At 69.2% G+C, this 15,672-nt stretch carries 13 protein-coding genes and 4 tRNA genes; 13 read left to right on the top strand and 4 right to left on the bottom strand.

What is annotated here, in order from left to right; genetic code table 11:
• Nucleotides 1-1,057 (top strand): AAA family ATPase (locus C693_RS0111290; protein WP_017462388.1); only part of this gene is annotated, 1,057 nt, incomplete at its 5' end.
• A gap of 116 nt (nt 1,058-1,173) precedes the next feature.
• Here C693_RS0111290 and infA read toward each other — a convergent pair.
• A complete protein-coding gene (infA, locus tag C693_RS0111295; RefSeq protein WP_017462389.1) occupies nt 1,174-1,392 on the bottom strand; it encodes a translation initiation factor IF-1 in 219 nt (72 codons plus the stop codon).
• Nucleotides 1,393-1,474: 82 nt separating this feature from the next.
• Nucleotides 1,475-1,750 (bottom strand): polyhydroxyalkanoic acid system family protein, encoded by a 276-nt coding sequence (locus C693_RS0111300; protein ID WP_026107356.1) that lies wholly within the window; start codon nt 1,748-1,750, stop codon nt 1,475-1,477.
• 111 nt (nt 1,751-1,861) lie between these two features.
• Here C693_RS0111300 and C693_RS0111305 point away from each other — a divergent pair, with 111 nt between their 5' ends.
• The 12 genes from C693_RS0111305 (at nt 1,862) to C693_RS0111360 (ending at nt 10,870) form a co-directional block, all read left to right on the top strand.
• A complete protein-coding gene (locus tag C693_RS0111305; RefSeq protein WP_017462391.1) occupies nt 1,862-2,629 on the top strand; it encodes an FHA domain-containing protein in 768 nt (255 codons plus the stop codon).
• Nucleotides 2,630-2,707: 78 nt separating this feature from the next.
• Nucleotides 2,708-3,793 (top strand): 3-phosphoserine/phosphohydroxythreonine transaminase, encoded by a 1,086-nt coding sequence (gene serC, locus C693_RS0111310; RefSeq protein ID WP_026107357.1) that lies wholly within the window; start codon nt 2,708-2,710, stop codon nt 3,791-3,793.
• A gap of 79 nt (nt 3,794-3,872) precedes the next feature.
• Nucleotides 3,873-4,961, top strand: coding sequence for a prephenate dehydratase (pheA, locus tag C693_RS0111315; RefSeq protein ID WP_017462393.1), 1,089 nt, complete (start codon nt 3,873-3,875; stop codon nt 4,959-4,961).
• Nucleotides 4,958-6,274 carry a 3-phosphoshikimate 1-carboxyvinyltransferase gene (gene aroA / locus C693_RS0111320; RefSeq protein ID WP_017462394.1) on the top strand — a complete coding sequence of 439 codons (1,317 nt, stop codon included), beginning with the start codon at nt 4,958-4,960 and terminating at the stop codon, nt 6,272-6,274. The genes pheA and aroA overlap by 4 nt, the downstream gene beginning before the upstream one ends.
• A gap of 64 nt (nt 6,275-6,338) precedes the next feature.
• Nucleotides 6,339-7,109 (top strand): 3-deoxy-manno-octulosonate cytidylyltransferase, encoded by a 771-nt coding sequence (gene kdsB / locus C693_RS0111325; RefSeq protein ID WP_017462395.1) that lies wholly within the window; start codon nt 6,339-6,341, stop codon nt 7,107-7,109.
• Nucleotides 7,106-7,570 carry a low molecular weight protein-tyrosine-phosphatase gene (locus C693_RS0111330; RefSeq protein ID WP_017462396.1) on the top strand — a complete coding sequence of 155 codons (465 nt, stop codon included), beginning with the start codon at nt 7,106-7,108 and terminating at the stop codon, nt 7,568-7,570. Before kdsB ends, C693_RS0111330 begins: the two co-directional genes overlap by 4 nt.
• 55 nt (nt 7,571-7,625) lie before the next feature.
• Nucleotides 7,626-9,452: an excinuclease ABC subunit UvrC gene (gene uvrC, locus C693_RS0111335; RefSeq protein WP_017462397.1), complete on the top strand. Its 1,827-nt coding sequence runs from the start codon at nt 7,626-7,628 to the stop codon at nt 9,450-9,452.
• 76 nt (nt 9,453-9,528) lie between these two features.
• The gene (locus C693_RS0111340) at nt 9,529-10,170 is read left to right on the top strand and encodes a CDP-alcohol phosphatidyltransferase family protein (RefSeq protein ID WP_017462398.1); all 642 of its coding nucleotides are present in this window, start codon (nt 9,529-9,531) and stop codon (nt 10,168-10,170) included.
• A 51-nt stretch (nt 10,171-10,221) separates the two neighbouring features.
• Nucleotides 10,222-10,297 (top strand) — tRNA-Gly (locus tag C693_RS0111345).
• Between the two features lie 151 nt (nt 10,298-10,448).
• Nucleotides 10,449-10,524 (top strand) — tRNA-Gly (locus C693_RS0111350).
• Nucleotides 10,525-10,572: 48 nt separating this feature from the next.
• A tRNA-Cys gene (locus C693_RS0111355) sits at nt 10,573-10,646 on the top strand.
• 140 nt (nt 10,647-10,786) lie between these two features.
• Nucleotides 10,787-10,870 (top strand) — tRNA-Leu (locus C693_RS0111360).
• Between the two features lie 27 nt (nt 10,871-10,897).
• On the opposite strand, the gene C693_RS0111365 is transcribed toward C693_RS0111360, so the two are convergent.
• Complete coding sequence (locus C693_RS0111365; RefSeq protein WP_083868287.1) at nt 10,898-14,116, bottom strand: error-prone DNA polymerase; 3,219 nt, start codon at nt 14,114-14,116, stop codon at nt 10,898-10,900.
• The gene (locus tag C693_RS0111370; RefSeq protein WP_017462400.1) at nt 14,113-15,546 is read right to left on the bottom strand and encodes a Y-family DNA polymerase; all 1,434 of its coding nucleotides are present in this window, start codon (nt 15,544-15,546) and stop codon (nt 14,113-14,115) included. Before C693_RS0111370 ends, C693_RS0111365 begins: the two co-directional genes overlap by 4 nt.
• Between the last annotated feature and the right edge of the window lie 126 nt (nt 15,547-15,672).

The following is a 15,672-nucleotide window of genomic DNA, read 5'->3' on the forward strand; positions in this document are numbered from 1 at the left end:
GGGGGGCGCCCGCCAGCGCCTGCTTCCGGAAGAGCAGCGCAAGGCCACCATCGACGTGTCCGAGGTGGAATACATCGTGGCCAAGATGGCGCGCATCCCGGCCAAGCAGGTGTCGGCGTCCGACCGTGACGTGCTGAAGAACCTCGAGCGCAACCTCAAGATGGTGGTGTTCGGGCAGGACCAGGCGATCGAGGCGCTCACCGCGTCGATCAAGATGGCCCGCTCGGGCCTGGCCGACCCGTCCAAGCCGATCGGCAGCTTCCTGCTGGCCGGCCCCACCGGCGTGGGCAAGACCGAGGTCACCCGGCAGCTCGGCATGCAGCTGGGCATCGAGATGATCCGCTTCGACATGTCCGAGTACATGGAGGCGCATTCGGTGTCGCGGCTGGTCGGCGCCCCTCCCGGGTACGTCGGTTTCGACCAGGGCGGCCTGCTGACCGAGGCCGTCACCAAGCACCCGCACTGCGTGCTGCTGCTGGACGAGATCGAGAAGGCCCACCCGGACGTGTTCAACATCCTGCTGCAGGTGATGGACCGCGGCGTGCTGACCGACACCAACGGACGGGAGGCGAACTTCAAGAACGTGATCCTGGTGATGACCACCAACGCGGGTGCCCAGCAGGCGTCGCGTCGTGGCATCGGCTTCGTCAAGCAGAACCACACGACCGATGCGATGGAGGTGATCCGCCGCATGTTCACGCCGGAGTTCCGCAACCGCCTCGACGCGATCATCCAGTTCAACTCGCTGGACTTCGACCACATCCTGCGGGTGGTGGACAAGTTCCTGATCGAACTGGAGTCGCAGTTGACCGAGAAGCACGTGGCGCTGGACGTCGACGCGGACGCCCGACGCTGGCTGGCCGAGCATGGCTTCGACCCCCAGATGGGCGCGCGGCCGATGGCCCGTGTCATCCAGGAGAAGGTCAAGCGCGCGCTGGCCGACGAGTTGCTGTTCGGCAAGCTGGCCGAGGGTGGCAAGGTGCGCCTGGGTGTGCGCGACGGCGAGCTCACGGTGGATACCGAATCGGCCGAAAAGCTGCCTGCCGTGGTCGAGTGAGATGGCGCCCGGGCCGCTGGTGCTGGCCCGGGCGTCGGACACGAAAAAAGGCGACGCCGCGGCGTCGCCTTTTTCGTCTGGTGCGGCGCGAAGGCGACCGCGGACAGACGCTCCGCTTACTTCATGCGGTAGGTGATGCGACCCTTGGTCAGGTCGTACGGGGTCATTTCGACCTTCACCTTGTCGCCGGTCAGGATGCGGATGTAGTGCTTGCGCATGCGACCGGAGATGTGGGCGATGATCACGTGCCCGTTCTCCAGCTGCACCCGGAACATGGTGTTGGGCAGGGTCTCCAGGACCGTGCCTTCCATTTCGATGACGTCGTCTTTGGCCATGCTTTCCGTCGTTCGATCGCGGGCCGTTGTGGCCGCGTAAGCCGACGAGTATGCCACGTCAGCGATCCTGGTTAAAGATTCGTCAGGCGAGATGCTCTGCCAGCTTGCGCCGGATCTCGTCCTCGACCATGCCCTTGAGCGGCGACAGCATCAGGCCGAGCTCGGCGTGCACGGTCACCTCGTCCGCAGCCACCGCGATGCTGCCTTTCACGCCTGAGCGGGAGAAGCGCAGGGTGTCCCCCTCCCAGCGGCTGTCCATGTCGAATTTTTCCCTCATCCGGGCGGCGACCCGGTCGACCCGGGCGCGGGCTTCGGCAATGGGGAGCTGGTGGGGCTGGCGCAGGTCGATGGAAGGCATCCGGATATTGTCGGGCAGGGTGCCGGTGCTGTCACGCACCGCGTGCCGACGGCGCTGCGGCGGGTGCTCCGGCTTCTGCTAGAGTCCCGGCGTTCGTCGACTGGTTCACAGATGCGCATCGAGTTTCCCCACGCGGCCCGCGAAGACATCCCATGGGAGGCCCCTGTCCTCACGGTCGGCAGCGCGCCTGACAACACGGTTGTGCTGGGTGCGCACCAGGCGGCTCCCCATCACCTGGAGTTGCGCAGGGATGAGCGCGGCTGCCTGCTGCGGGTCCTGCCGGGGGCCGGTCGCATCTATCTGAACGCCCGACCGGTACGCGAGCAGGCGATGCTCCGCGCAGGCGACGTGCTCAGCGTGGGCGACTGCCGGATGCTGATCCGGGAAAGCGGCGATCCGGCTTCGCGCGAGCCGCTGCGCGTCCCCGAGTCCAGCCGGTGTCCGGTCGCCCTGCGCGCCGTAGCCGGCCCGTTGTCCGGCCGCGTTCTGCCGCTGCGCGATCGCCTGGAGCTGGGTCCAAGGTCGGTTCCACCCCTGGAGTTGCCCCAGGGCGAAGCCGCTGCGGTCAGCCTGTGCTGGGTCGATGGCGTGCTGCGACTGCAGCTCGATCAGCGCTCGGCACGCTACCCGCTGCGCGTGAACGGGGTCGAGACAACCGGCCTCGCGCTTCAGCCCGGCGACCAGCTCGGGCTGGCGACACACCGCTTCGTCGTCGATGCCCCGGGAATGCAGCCCGAGCCGGAATTGCCCGTACCGGACGGGGCTGGCGACCCCCTGCCGGAGGAACAGGCCGGCCCGAGTGGCGAGGTCTGGTGGCTGATCGTCACGGCTGCGGTGCTCGCGCTGGGTATCGCTCTGGTGCTGTTGGTCCGCCTGTAGCCCGCGCATTGACGCCGGCTTGTTGCGGCGCGCCATAATGCGGCGGTCTGTCGGCGGTCCATCGGGAGAGAGCGGTCTGTGAGCATGGTGTGGAATTTCAGCGCGGGTCCGGCGGCGTTGCCGCGCGAGGTGCTCGAACAGGCGCAGCGCGAGCTGCTGGACTGGAACGGATCGGGCATGTCGGTGATGGAGCAGTCTCATCGCGGCAAACGATTCATTGCGATGGCGGCCGAAGCGGAGGCCGACCTGCGTGAGCTGATGGCGGTCCGCGACGACTATGCCGTGCTGTTCCTGCAGGGCGGGGCGACCCAGCACTTCGCGCAGATCCCGATGAATCTGGCCGGTCCGGACGACCGCGCCGACTACGTGGTCACCGGTCACTGGGGCGAGAAGGCGGTGCGTGAGGCACTGCCCTATGTGAAGGCGAATATCGCAGCCACCGGCGCGGGCCACGACTTCCGCCGACTGCCGCCGCGCGAGACCTGGCGGCTGGACTCCGGCGCGGCCTATGTGCATTACACGCCGAACGAGACCATCCACGGTGTCGAGTTTCCCGATGTCCCGGACGTGGGCGACGTGCCACTGGTGGCGGACATGTCCTCGAACATCCTTTCCGCGCCGGTCGACGTCTCGCGCTTCGGTCTTATCTATGCCGGCGCGCAGAAGAACATCGGCCCGTCGGGCCTGGTGGTGATGATCGTGCGCCGTGACCTGCTGGCGCGGCCGGGCCGGCCGATGGCCAAGATCCTGCGCTATGCCGAGCATGCGGCGCAGGATTCCATGCTCAACACGCCCAATACCTGGGGCTGGTATCTGGCCGGGCTCACCTTCAAGTGGCTCAAGGCGCAGGGCGGCGTCGCGGCGATGGCCGAGCGCAATCGCGCCAAGGCCGAACTGCTGTACCGGACGATCGACGGCTCGGGCGGCTTCTACGCCAATCCGATCGATCCGGCCGCCCGCTCGCGCATGAACGTGCCGTTCACCCTGCACGACAGCGCGCTGGACGCCGATTTCCTCAAGGAGTCGGAGGCCGCGGGCCTGTTCGCGCTCAAGGGCCACAAGGCCATCGGCGGCATGCGCGCGTCGCTCTACAACGCGGTACCGCTGGAGGCCGTGCAGGCGCTGGCTGCCTTCATGCGCGACTTCGCCGATCGTCACGGATGAAACCGAGGCGCTTCGTCGCGCTTTAGGGCACCATGGCGGTTCCAGGCTTTTGGACGTCTATCCATCCAGGTTGTGTTTCATGGCTGATTCGAAAAACCCGCTGAGCGAGGTGCGCGAGCGCATCGACAGCATTGACCGGCAGATCCAGGAGCTGATCGCCGAGCGCGCCGAGCGTGCCCGCGAAGTGGCCAGGGTGAAAGGCGAAGGCCTGTCGGCGATCGACTATTACCGCCCCGAGCGCGAGGCCCACGTGCTGCGCATGGTGGTGGACCGCAACAAGGGGCCGCTGTCGGACACCGAGATGGTGCGGCTGTTCCGCGAGATCATGTCGTCCTGCCTGGCGCAGGAAGATCCGCTGAAGATCGGCTTCCTCGGCCCCGAGGGCACCTTCAGCGAGCAGGCCGTGCGCAAGCATTTCGGTCACGCTGCCTACGCGCTGCCGCTGGGCAGCATCGAGGAGGTGTTCCAGGAGGTGGCTGCCGGTCATGCCGATTTCGGCGTGGTGCCGGTGGAGAACTCGGGGCAGGGCATGATCCAGGTGACCCTGGACATGTTCCTTACCTCCGAGGCCACCATCTGCGGCGAGGTAGAACTGCGGGTGCACCAGTGCCTGCACTCGCTCACCGGCCAACTGGCGGACGTGCGCCACGTCTATGCGCATGCGCAGTCGCTGCAGCAGTGCAAGACCTGGCTGCGGCTGAACCTGCCGGGTGTGGAGTGCACCGCGGTCAGCAGCAATGCCGAAGCCGCGAGGATGGCGCGTGCCGACGATCAGGCGGCGGCGATCGCCGGCGAAAGCGCAGGCAAGATCTACGGGTTGAAGACCGTCGCCAAGGCGATCGAGGACCGGGCCGACAACACCACGCGCTTCCTGGTGATCGGGCGCTCGCTGTTCCCGCCGTCGGGCAATGACCGTACCTCGCTGCTGGTCACCGTGAACGACAAGCCGGGTGCGCTCTACGATGTACTGAGTCCGTTCGCCAAGCATGGTGTGAGCCTCAACCGCATCGAGTCGCGTCCGGCGCACACCGGAAAGTGGCAGTACGCGTTCTTCATCGACGTCTCCGGCCATATCGACGAGGGCAACCTGAAGGAGGCCGTGGCGGAGATCCGTCCCAGCGTGGCCAGCCTGCGGGTGCTCGGTTCCTACCCGGTGGCCCTGCCGTGAGCGGCGGCCAGCGCGTTGACTGGACCAGCCGTCCGGCCGGTCCGCTGAAGGGCGTGGTGCGCGTGCCCGGGGACAAATCCGTCTCGCACCGGGCGATGATGCTCGGTGCGATCGCGGATGGCGTGTCGCGTATCCATGGTTTCCTTGAGGGCGAGGACACCCGTGCCACGGCGGCGGCGATGCAGCAGCTCGGCGTGCGCATCGACGCACTCGCCGATGGTGAGCGGGTGGTGCATGGCGTGGGGCTGCACGGCCTGCGTGCAGCCACCGGTCCGCTCGATTGCGGCAATGCCGGCACCGGCATGCGCCTGCTCACCGGCCTGCTGGCCGGGCAGGCCTTCGACAGTACGCTGGTCGGGGACGAGTCGCTCTCCCGGCGGCCGATGCGCCGGGTCACCGATCCGCTCGCGCAGATGGGCGCCCGTATCGACAGCCAGGCGGGCTTGCCGCCACTGCTGGTGCGGGGGGGGCAACCGCTGCACGGCATCAGTTACACCTTGCCGGTGGCCAGTGCCCAGGTGAAGTCCGCGCTGCTGCTGGCCGGTCTGTATGCCGAGGGCGAGACCGAAGTGATCGAGCCGCACCCGACCCGCGACTACACCGAGCGCATGCTCGCCGCGTTCGGCTGGCCGATCGAGTTCTCCCCGGGGCGGGCCCGGTTGAGGGGAGGCCATGCGCTGCGCGCCACCGACGTGCGCGTGCCGGCGGATTTCTCCTCCGCTGCGTTCTTCCTGGTCGCCGGCAGTATCGTTCCGGGGGCCGAGCTGCGCCTGCCGGCGGTGGGCCTGAACCCGCGTCGTACCGGACTACTCCAGGCGCTGCGCCTGATGGGGGCGGATATCCGCATCGAGAACGCGGGCGAGAGCGGCGGCGAACCGGTCGGCGACCTGTTGGTACGTCACGCGCCGCTGCGCGGCATCGAGCTGCCGGAGGCGCTGGTGCCGGACATGATCGACGAGTTTCCCGCGTTGTTCGTGGCCGCTGCGGCCGCCGAGGGGGCAACCGTGGTGAGTGGCGCGGCCGAGCTGCGGGTGAAGGAGTCGGACCGTCTGGCCAGCATGGCCGCCGGCCTCAAGGCGCTGGGCGTGCGGGTCGACGAGCGACCGGACGGTGCCACCATCCGCGGCGGTCCGATCGGCGGTGGCGGCATCGACAGCCACGGCGACCACCGCATCGCGATGAGTTTCGCGGTCGCCGGCCTGATCGCCGCCGGTCCGGTGTCCATCGGCGACTGCGCCAACGTGGCCACCTCGTTCCCCGGCTTCATGGAACTGGCCAACGGTTGCGGCTTCGAACTGGCGGTGGCCGGATGACGGTCTCGTCGCCGCCCGGGCGTGCCGTTAGGCTTGCACGCTTCCATCGCCGATCCTGATCGTCATGCCCGGACCGTCCTTCATCGTCGCCATTCCGGCCCGCTATGGCTCCACCCGCTTGCCGGCCAAGCCCTTGCGCGCCATCGCCGGCGTGCCGATGGTGGTACGGGTGGCGCAGCGTGCGTTGCAGGCCGGAGCCAGGCAGGTGGTGGTGGCCGTGGACGACGAGCGGATCGCCGCCGCGCTGCAGGGGCAGGGCGTGGACGTGTGCATGACCCGCGCCGACCATGCCTCCGGCAGCGACCGCTTGGCCGAATGCGCTGTTCACTACGGCTGGGCCGACGATGCCATCGTGGTAAACCTGCAGGGCGACGAGCCGTTCGCGCCGGCGGCCGGCATCCGCGAGGTGGCGCGGGCGCTGGCCGAGGACGATGCGCCGATGGCGACCCTGGCCACGCCGGTCACCGAGGCGCACGAGCTGTTCGATCCCAACGTGGTGAAGCTGGTGCGCGATGCACGCGGCCGTGCGCTGTACTTCAGCCGGGCGCCGCTGCCGTGGGCGCGCGACGCCTTCGCGGCGGACCGCGATGCGCTGCCGGTCGATGTGCCGTTCCTGCGCCATATCGGGATCTATGCCTATCGCGCCGGCTTCCTGCGCCAGTACACCGGGCTGTCGCGCACGCCGCTGGAACAGGCCGAGTCGCTGGAGCAGTTGCGCGTGCTCGAGCACGGCCACCCCATTGCGGTGCGCCTGACCCCGGAGCCGTTTCCCCCGGGAATCGACACCGTGGCCGATCTCGAGCGCGCCGAGCGTTGGCTGGCGGGGCAGGCATGAGCGGCGGCGACCTGTTGATCGTGTGTCTGGGCAATATCTGCCGCTCGCCGGTCGTGGCCGAGGTGGTGCGACAACGGTTTGCCGCCGCGGGGCGGGCGGTGTCGGTGGATTCCTGCGGTACGGGTGGCTGGCATGCGGGTCACCGGGCCGATGCGCGCATGCGGGAGGCGGCCCTGGAGGCTGGCTACGATCTGTCGGCCCATCGGGCGCGACAGATCGAGGTGTCTGACTTCCAGCGCTTCGAACGCGTACTCGGCATGGACCAGGCGAATCTGCGCGACCTCACCGCGCGCTGCCCGCTGGCGTTGCGGCACAAGCTCGGCCTGTTCCTGCCGGCAGCCGGCATCGACGACGTGATCGAGGTGCCCGACCCGTACTATGGCGGGCCGGAGGATTTCCGCCATGTGATCGCGCTGGCCGAACGCGGTGCCGACGGCCTTCTGGCGGCTCTGCACGCCTGATCCGTCACGTCCCGCCACGCGGCGATTCACCCGTCAGCGGCTACAATTGCGCCCCATGTCTCCTGCTTCCGAGCCGGCCTTCGACGGCAAGGCCTTCGTCCGCACGCTGTCCACCTCGCCGGGCGTCTACCGCTATTTCGATGCGGATGGCGAGCTGCTCTATGTCGGCAAGGCCGCCAACCTGAAGAAGCGGGTCGGCAGCTATTTCCTCAAGCCGCGGATGGAGCCGCGGATCGCCTCGATGATCTCGCAGATCGCCCGCTGCGAAACCACGGTGACCCGCACCGCCGGCGAGGCGCTGCTGCTGGAGTCGCAGCTGATCAAATCGCTCAAGCCGCGCTACAACATCATGTTGCGCGACGACAAGAGCTATCCGTACGTGTACCTCTCCGGCGGCGAGGACTACCCGCGGCTGGCTTTCCACCGCGGCGCGCGCAACCTGCCGGGACGCTTCTTCGGTCCGTATCCCAGTGCCTTCGCGGTGCGCGAGAGCCTCAGCCTGATGCAGAAGCTGTTCAAGGTTCGCCAGTGTGAGGACAGCTACTTCCGCAACCGCTCGCGACCCTGCCTGCAGCATCAGATCGGTCGTTGCACCGCGCCGTGCGTTGGGCTGGTCAGCGTCGAGGATTACCGCGCCGACGTGCGGCACGCCGAGATGTTCCTGGAGGGGCGTTCGAGCGCGGTGATCGACGAACTGGCCGCCTCGATGGAGCAGGCCAGTGCCCGGTTGAACTTCGAGCGCGCGGCGGTGCTGCGGGACCAGGTCGCCGCGTTGCGCAAGCTGCAGGCCCAGCACCACGTGCACGGTGCCAGCGCGGACATGGACGTGATCGCCTGCCGCATCGAGTCGGGGCTGGCCTGTGTCAGCGTGCTGTTCTTCCGCAACGGCATCAGCCTGGGCACACGCGACTTCTTCCCGCGCCTGCCGCTGGATGCCGAACCGGGCGACCTGCTGGCGCAGTTCGTGGCGCAGTACTACCTGGACCGACCCGTGCCGCGCGAGTTGATTGTCGGCGAGGAGATGCCCGACCAGGACGTGCTGGCCGAGGTGCTGGCCGGACAGAGTGGGCATGCGGTGGAGATCAAGCATCGCGTGCGCGGCGACCGCGCCCAGTTCCTGCAACTGGCCCAGCGCAACGCACAGGCTTCGCTGACCCAGCGACTGGCCAGCCGGCAGACGCTGGGCACGCGTTTCGACGATTTGCAGAAACTGCTGGAGCTGGCCGAGCCGCCCCGGCGCATCGAGTGCTTCGACATCAGCCACACCCGCGGCGAGCTCACCGTGGCCTCCTGCGTGGTGTTCGGGCCGGAAGGGCCGGACAAATCGCATTACCGCCGCTTCAACATCACCGGGATCACTCCGGGCGACGACTACGCCGCCATGCACCAGGCGCTCACCCGGCGCTTCCGCAAGGTGGCGGAGGGCGAGGGGGCGAAGCCTGACGTGTTGCTGATCGATGGTGGCGGCGGCCAGGTGGCGCAGGCGCTGGACGTGCTGCGCGAGCTGGGTGTCGCCGGCATCACCGTGGTCGGTGTGGCCAAGGGGCCGGGGCGGCGCGCGGGCGAGGAAACCCTGGTGCTGGCCGACCAGGGACGCGAGATCCATCCGGGGGCCGCCTCGCCGGCGCTGCACCTGGTCGCGGCCGTGCGCGACGAGGCGCACCGCTTCGCCATCAGCGGCCACCGCAAGCGACGCGAAAAGGCGCGCGAGCGAAGCGTGCTGGAGGATGTGCCCGGCGTGGGAGCGCGTCGTCGGGCGGCCCTGCTCAAGGCCTTCGGCGGACTGGCAGGGGTCGAGGCGGCCGGCGTGGAAGAGCTGATGCGGATCAAGGGCATCGATCGCGGGCTGGCCGAGCGCATCTACGCGGCCATGCATCCTTGAGCATCGATCGACCGGGCGCCGCCACCCGCCAACGTGCGACACTTGACGAAGCCACATCCGAGGAACCGAGTACCTGATGCGTATCAACCTGCCCACCTGGCTCACCCTGTTCCGTGTCGCGCTGTTGCCGGTGATGGTGGTTGCGTTTTACCTGCCGTTCCGTGGCCACAACATCGTGGCGGCGGTCGTGTTCCTGCTCGCTGCAGTGACCGACTGGCTGGACGGTTACCTGGCGCGCCGCCTGAACATGACTTCGGCCTTCGGCGCCTTCCTCGACCCGGTGGCGGACAAGCTGATGGTGGCGATCACGCTGTTCCTGCTGGTGGAGTCGCATCATCGCGTGGTGGAATCGCACTACGGTGCGGCGGTCCCCAACCACGACTGGTTCGGCGTGGTGATGGCGGTGACCGCGGCGATCATCGTCGGGCGCGAGATCAGCATCTCCGCGCTGCGCGAGTGGATGGCCGAGATCGGCATGCGCGCGGCGGTGAAGGTGGCCTTCATCGGCAAGCTCAAGACGGTGATGCAGATGGTCGCGCTCACCGTATTGATCGTGCAGCACGACGCCGAGACGCTGCGCCTGTACCACGTGGGCGAGTTCCTGCTGGTGGCCGCAGGCGTGCTCACCATCTGGTCGGGCCTGTACTACGTGCGCGCCGCCTGGCCGGCGCTGAGCGGCGACCTGTCGCGCCCACCGTCGTCCGGCGACGATTCGTGAAGAAGAGGGGTTGACGGGTCGCGATCTCACGCTAGAATGCGCGACTCCGATGCGGGAATAGCTCAGTTGGTAGAGCACGACCTTGCCAAGGTCGGGGTCGCGAGTTCGAGTCTCGTTTCCCGCTCCAGATTGCATCGCACGAAGCCCCGGTCCCGACTGGGGCTTCGTCGTTTCCGGGCCGGGCGGATGGAAGCGGCGGCGCCTGCCGTGAGGTGGCGAAAGCCGTAAAGAAACCTCTTCCCATCTGTCATCCTTCTGCTATCATTTCGGGCTCAGACGCGGGAATAGCTCAGTTGGTAGAGCACGACCTTGCCAAGGTCGGGGTCGCGAGTTCGAGTCTCGTTTCCCGCTCCATCTTCGGCAAAACCTCGGGCTTCCGGGGTTTTGTTTTTTTGAAGCGATGGCCTGGTGGCAGAGTGGTCATGCAGCGGACTGCAAATCCGCGTACGCCGGTTCGATTCCGACCCAGGCCTCCATCGTTATTTCGGGACGCTTCGCTGTCCCTCCAGGCCCGCCCCGTGCGGGCTTTTTTGTGCCCGGCCAGCGAGCCGGGCCGGCCGGAATCCGCATGCTACGATCCGGCCGCATCGCGCGCCGTCGCGATGTCAGCCTCCAAGCCCGGATGGCGAAACTGGTATACGCAAGGGACTTAAAATCCCTCGGCCGCAAGGCCATGCGGGTTCGATCCCCGCTCCGGGCACACCTCTTGCGCCGACGGTACGGGCCGCTAGTGGAAGTCGCGCGAACCGGCGGCGAGGGAGCCGAGCAATACGCTGAGATCGGTCAGGCGATGGGCCAGCAGGTGGCGCACGCCGTCCACATGCTGCCACTGGCCGTCGACCATCAGCAGGCGCGAGCCGATCAGCGCACGGCGCTGCTGTTCGGCGATGTGCCGCCAGACGATGACGTTGATCGGTCCGTATTCGTCTTCCATCGTGACGAAGATGACCCCGCTGGCGGTGCCCGGCTGCTGCCGCGTGGTGACCAGGCCGGCGGTGCGCACGGCGCTGCCGTGGCGGGCGTGTTCCAGTTCGCGTGAATCGCGGCAGCGTCGTGCCCGCAGTTGTGCGCGCAGTTGCCGTAATGGGTGGGCGCCGAGGGTGAGGCCGGTGCGGGCGTAGTCGGCCGCGGTGTCCTCGGCGCGGGTGGGCGGCGGCAGTACGATGGCATCCTCGCCGCTGGCCTGGCCTGCGAACAGGGGCAGCTGGGCCTGGATGCCGGTGACCGCCCAGCGCGCGCGGTGGCGATGCCCGGCCAGTCCGCGCAGCGCGCCGGCTTCGGCCAGGGCCTCGCGTTGCGGGCGGCTGAGATCGGCGCGCAGGCACAGGTCTTCGGCATCGCGGAAGGGCTGCTGTCCGCGGGTGGCCACCAGCCGCTGCGCGGCTTCCTCGCCGAGCCCGGCGATCATGCGCAGGCCCAGCCGCAGCGCTGGCTGGCCGCGGGCGTTGCGCGGATCGTCCTCCAGCGTGCAGTCCCAGTCGCTGTGGCGCACGTCGACCGGATGCACGGTGACCCGGCCGACGCGGCGCAGCTCCTGCACGATCTGGCTGGGTCCGTAGAAGCCCATCGGCTGCGCGTTGAGCAGGGCGCAGGCGAAGGCGGCCGGTTCGTGCTTTTTCAGCCAGCAGCTCACGTAGACCAGGTTGGCGAAGCTGGCCGCGTGCGATTCGGGAAAGCCGTAGGAGCCGAAGCCCTTGATCTGTTCGAACAGCTGCGCGGCGAATTCATCCGTGTAGCCGAGCCGGAGCAGGCCCGCGGTGATGCGCAGGCGGTGCGGCTCCATGCCGCCATGGCGTTTCCAGGCGGCCATCGAGCGGCGTAGCTGGTCGGCCTCGCCCGGGGTGTAGTCGGCCGCGACGATGGCCAGCTTCATCACCTGTTCCTGGAACAGCGGCACGCCTTCGGTCTTGGTGAAGATCGACGCCACGCTCGGGTGGTGCGGCATCTTCGGGCCGCGGCCGTGCCGGCGTTCCAGATAGGGGTGCACCATGTTGCCCTGGATCGGTCCGGGCCGGACGATCGCCACCTGGATCACCAGGTCGTAGAAGGTGCGCGGACGCAGTCGCGGCAGCATCGCCATCTGCGCGCGGCTCTCGATCTGGAACACGCCGACGGTCTCGGCGCGGCGGATCATTTCATACGTGGCCTCGTCCTCCTGCGGCAGCGAGGCGAGGGTGGCGAAATCGCGGTCGCCGCGCTGGTTGCGATGCGCGCGCAGCAGGTCCAGGCACTTGTGCAGGCAGGTGAGCATGCCCAGCGCGAGGCAGTCGACCTTGAGCATGCGCATGTATTCCAGATCATCCTTCTCCCACTGGATCACGGTGCGGTTTTCCATCGCCGCGTTCTCCACCGGCACCAGGCTGTCCAGCGCGGCGTCGCTGATGACGAAGCCGCCGACGTGCTGTGAGAGATGTCGCGGGAAGTCGACCAGCAGGCGGGTCAGGTGCATCACGCGACGGATCAGCGGGCTGTCCGGGTCGAAGCCGCCCTCACGCAGCAGCACCGGCAGCGGCGTGTCGCCGAGTCCGCGGCCGAAGATCCGGCTGAGCGCGTTCACCTGGTCCATCGGCAGGCCCAGCGCGCGGGCCACGTCGCGCACCGCGCTCTTGCCGCGGTAGCGGATCACCGTGGCGGCCAGTGCGGCGCGTTCGCGGCCGTATTTGCGATAGATGTACTGGATCACCTCCTCGCGGCGTTCGTGCTCGAAGTCGACGTCGATGTCGGGCGGCTCGCGGCGCTCGACCGAGATGAAGCGCTCGGTCAGCAGATCGATCTTGTCGGGATTGACCTCGGTGACGCCGAGCGCGAAGCACACCGCCGAGTTGGCCGCCGAGCCGCGGCCCTGGCAGAGGATGTCCCGGCTGCGGGCGAAGTGGACGATGTCCGCCACGGTGAGGAAGTAGGCCTCGTAGTCGAGCTGGCGGATCAGCTTGAGCTCGTGCTCGATGCGCGCGCGCACCGCCGGCGTCTCGCCGCCCGGCCAGCGCCAGCGGATGCCCTGCTCGGTGAGCTGGCGCAGCCACGAGGCGGCGGTGTGGCCCTCGGGCACCAGCTCCTTCGGGTAGCGGTAATGAATGCTGCGCAGGTCGAAAGTGCAGCGCGCGGCGATGTGCAGGCTCTCGATCATCAGTGCAGCGGGGTAGTTCGCCGCCAGCACCTCGCGCCGGCGCAGGTGGCGCTCGCCGTTGGGGAACAGCCTGTCGCCGACTTCGGCCACGCTGCTGCGGTGGCGGATCGCGGTGAGCGTGTCCTGCAGGGCGCGGCGGCCGCGCACGTGCATCTGCACGTCGCCGCTGGCGACCAGTGGCAGGTCCAGCGTGCCGGCCAGTTCGGTGAGCGCGCGCAGGCGCTGGCCGTCGTCCGGGCCATGGTGCAACTCCACCGCCAGCCAGCAGCGGCCGGCAAAGGTCCGTGCCATCCACCGGCCGTGTTCGGCATCGGGCGTGGCCTCTGGCAGCCACAGTGCGAGGGTGCCGGGCAGGCCGTCGGCGAGATCCTCGCGCACGAGATGGTATGCGCCCTTGCCGGCGCGGCGCCGGCCCAGGGTGATCAGCCTGCACAGGCGGGTGTAGCCGCCATGGTCCTCGCACAGCAGCACCAGCTTCGGGCCGTCGGCGAGCTGGAACTCGGCGCCGACGATCAGCCGCACGGCGGGCGGGGCATCCTCGGAGGGGCGGGTGGCGTCCTGCGCCCGCAACGCGCAGACGATGCCGGCCATCGAGCATTCGTCGGTGATCGCCAGCGCGGTGTAGCCCAGCGCCTGCGCGCGGGCGAACAGTTCCTCCGCGTGGGAGGCGCCGCGCTGGAAGGAGTAGGGCGACAGGCAGTGCAGCTCGGCGTAGCCGGGCGGCTCGGGGGCCGCTGGCGTCACCGGTTGCGCCGGTTCGGCGGAGGGGGCGTTGCCCGCTGATACGACGTGCAGTCGTGGCCTGCCGCCCCGGCTCATGCGAACCACCCGTGCAGCATCCAGCCGGCCAGCGTCTCCGGCCGCTCGCCGGCCGGGCAGAACGCCCAGGCGCGCTGGCCTTCGGCGGTCTCCAGCACGTAGTAGTCGCGGCGCAGGTCGCCACCGTCCCACCAGCCGCTCTCGATGCGTTCCGGGCCGGCCAGCACGCGCAGGCCGTGCGTGCGCAGCGGCACCGGCTGCGGCAGCAGCCAGGTCGGACGCGGCAGCGTGGTCGGCGCGGCAGCCCGGCCGGTGTCGTCGGCGATGCGCTGGGCGCGCTCGGGCCGTGGATCGGGTGTGGCTTCCAGGCGATAGACGGCATCGTCGCCCAGCCGGGCGCGCAGCCGTTCCTGCAACTGCGCCAGCGGCAGGGCGTGCTCGGGACGCAAGTCGAACAGGTCGCGGCCACCGGGGACAAACGGCGGCAGCTCGTCGGCGCGCAGGCGCAGCCATTCCACCGGGCGCTCAAGCACGATGCGCTCGAGCCGGCTGCGTGCCGATTCGAACAGGGCACTGGCCTCGCGTTCGGGTTGCAACAGGCCGATCACCACCCGCGTCGGCGCCTGGCCACGATGACCCAGGCCGAGCACGAAGCGCTGCACGCCGCCGTCGCGCCCGGCCAGGAACGTGGCCAGGTCACCGGTGAGCCGGCGCAGCGGGAAGGCCAGCGCGGCGAGGTTTTCCACGTCGAAGTTGAAGGCGATGCGCGCATCGAAACGGTCCGGTGGCACATAGCGCGGGCGCGGGATCGGGCGCTCGCCGAGCAGGTCGTCCAGATGCTCCAGCAGGGCGGCGCCGAAGCGGCGGCGCAGGCCGGCGCGCGGCAGCGCGAGCAGGGCGCCGAGGTGATGCACGCCCATGCGGGCGAAGGCCTCGTGCAGGTCGTCGGGCAGGTGGGCGTGGAGCAGCGGCAGTTTCGCCAGTTGCGCGCGCAGCCGGGTCGGATCGGTCAGCGCGGCACCGTCGGCGGCATCGGCCAGTGCCCGCGCGGCCAGCGGTGTCGGCGCCAGCGCGAGGCGGTGGCGGAACCCCATCGCAGCCAGGTCGCCGCGTAGCTTCTTTTCGAAACCGGGCCAGTCGCCGAACAGCCGCTGGCTGCGCTGCACCTCCAGCGCAATGGCGTCTCCGGACAGGCGCAGTACCTCGGCGCTGTAGCGGTAGGCCCAGGCGGCGAGCAGGTCATGCTGTCGCGCGGTGAGCGCCGGGTCGTGGGGCACCGTCTCGAAGCGGGCAAGCAGGGCATGGGCGGTGGTCAGCGACTGGCCGGGGACGATGCCGGCCGCGCGGGCGGCGTCATCGGCATCGAGGACATGGCGTGCCTGCAACGGGCCGTCGATCAGCACCAGCGGCGGCGCGTCGGCCTCCGGCGGTCGGCGGCGGAGGAGCGTGTCCAGCGCCAGGTGCGGCAGCACGATGCAGGCCCACAGCATGACGCGCCCTCATGCGCCTGTGCGCGACAGCGGAAAAGCCTGCGCCGGTGGCTGGCCGCCGCGGCATTTGCGTACCCGCCACTGCGGCTGCGGCCGGGGTTCCAGGTCGATGCGCAAGGCGGCCGG

Origin of the sequence: Dyella ginsengisoli LA-4 (genome assembly GCF_000334915.1) — a bacterium.
GTDB lineage: Bacteria > Pseudomonadota > Gammaproteobacteria > Xanthomonadales > Rhodanobacteraceae > Dyella_A > Dyella_A ginsengisoli_A.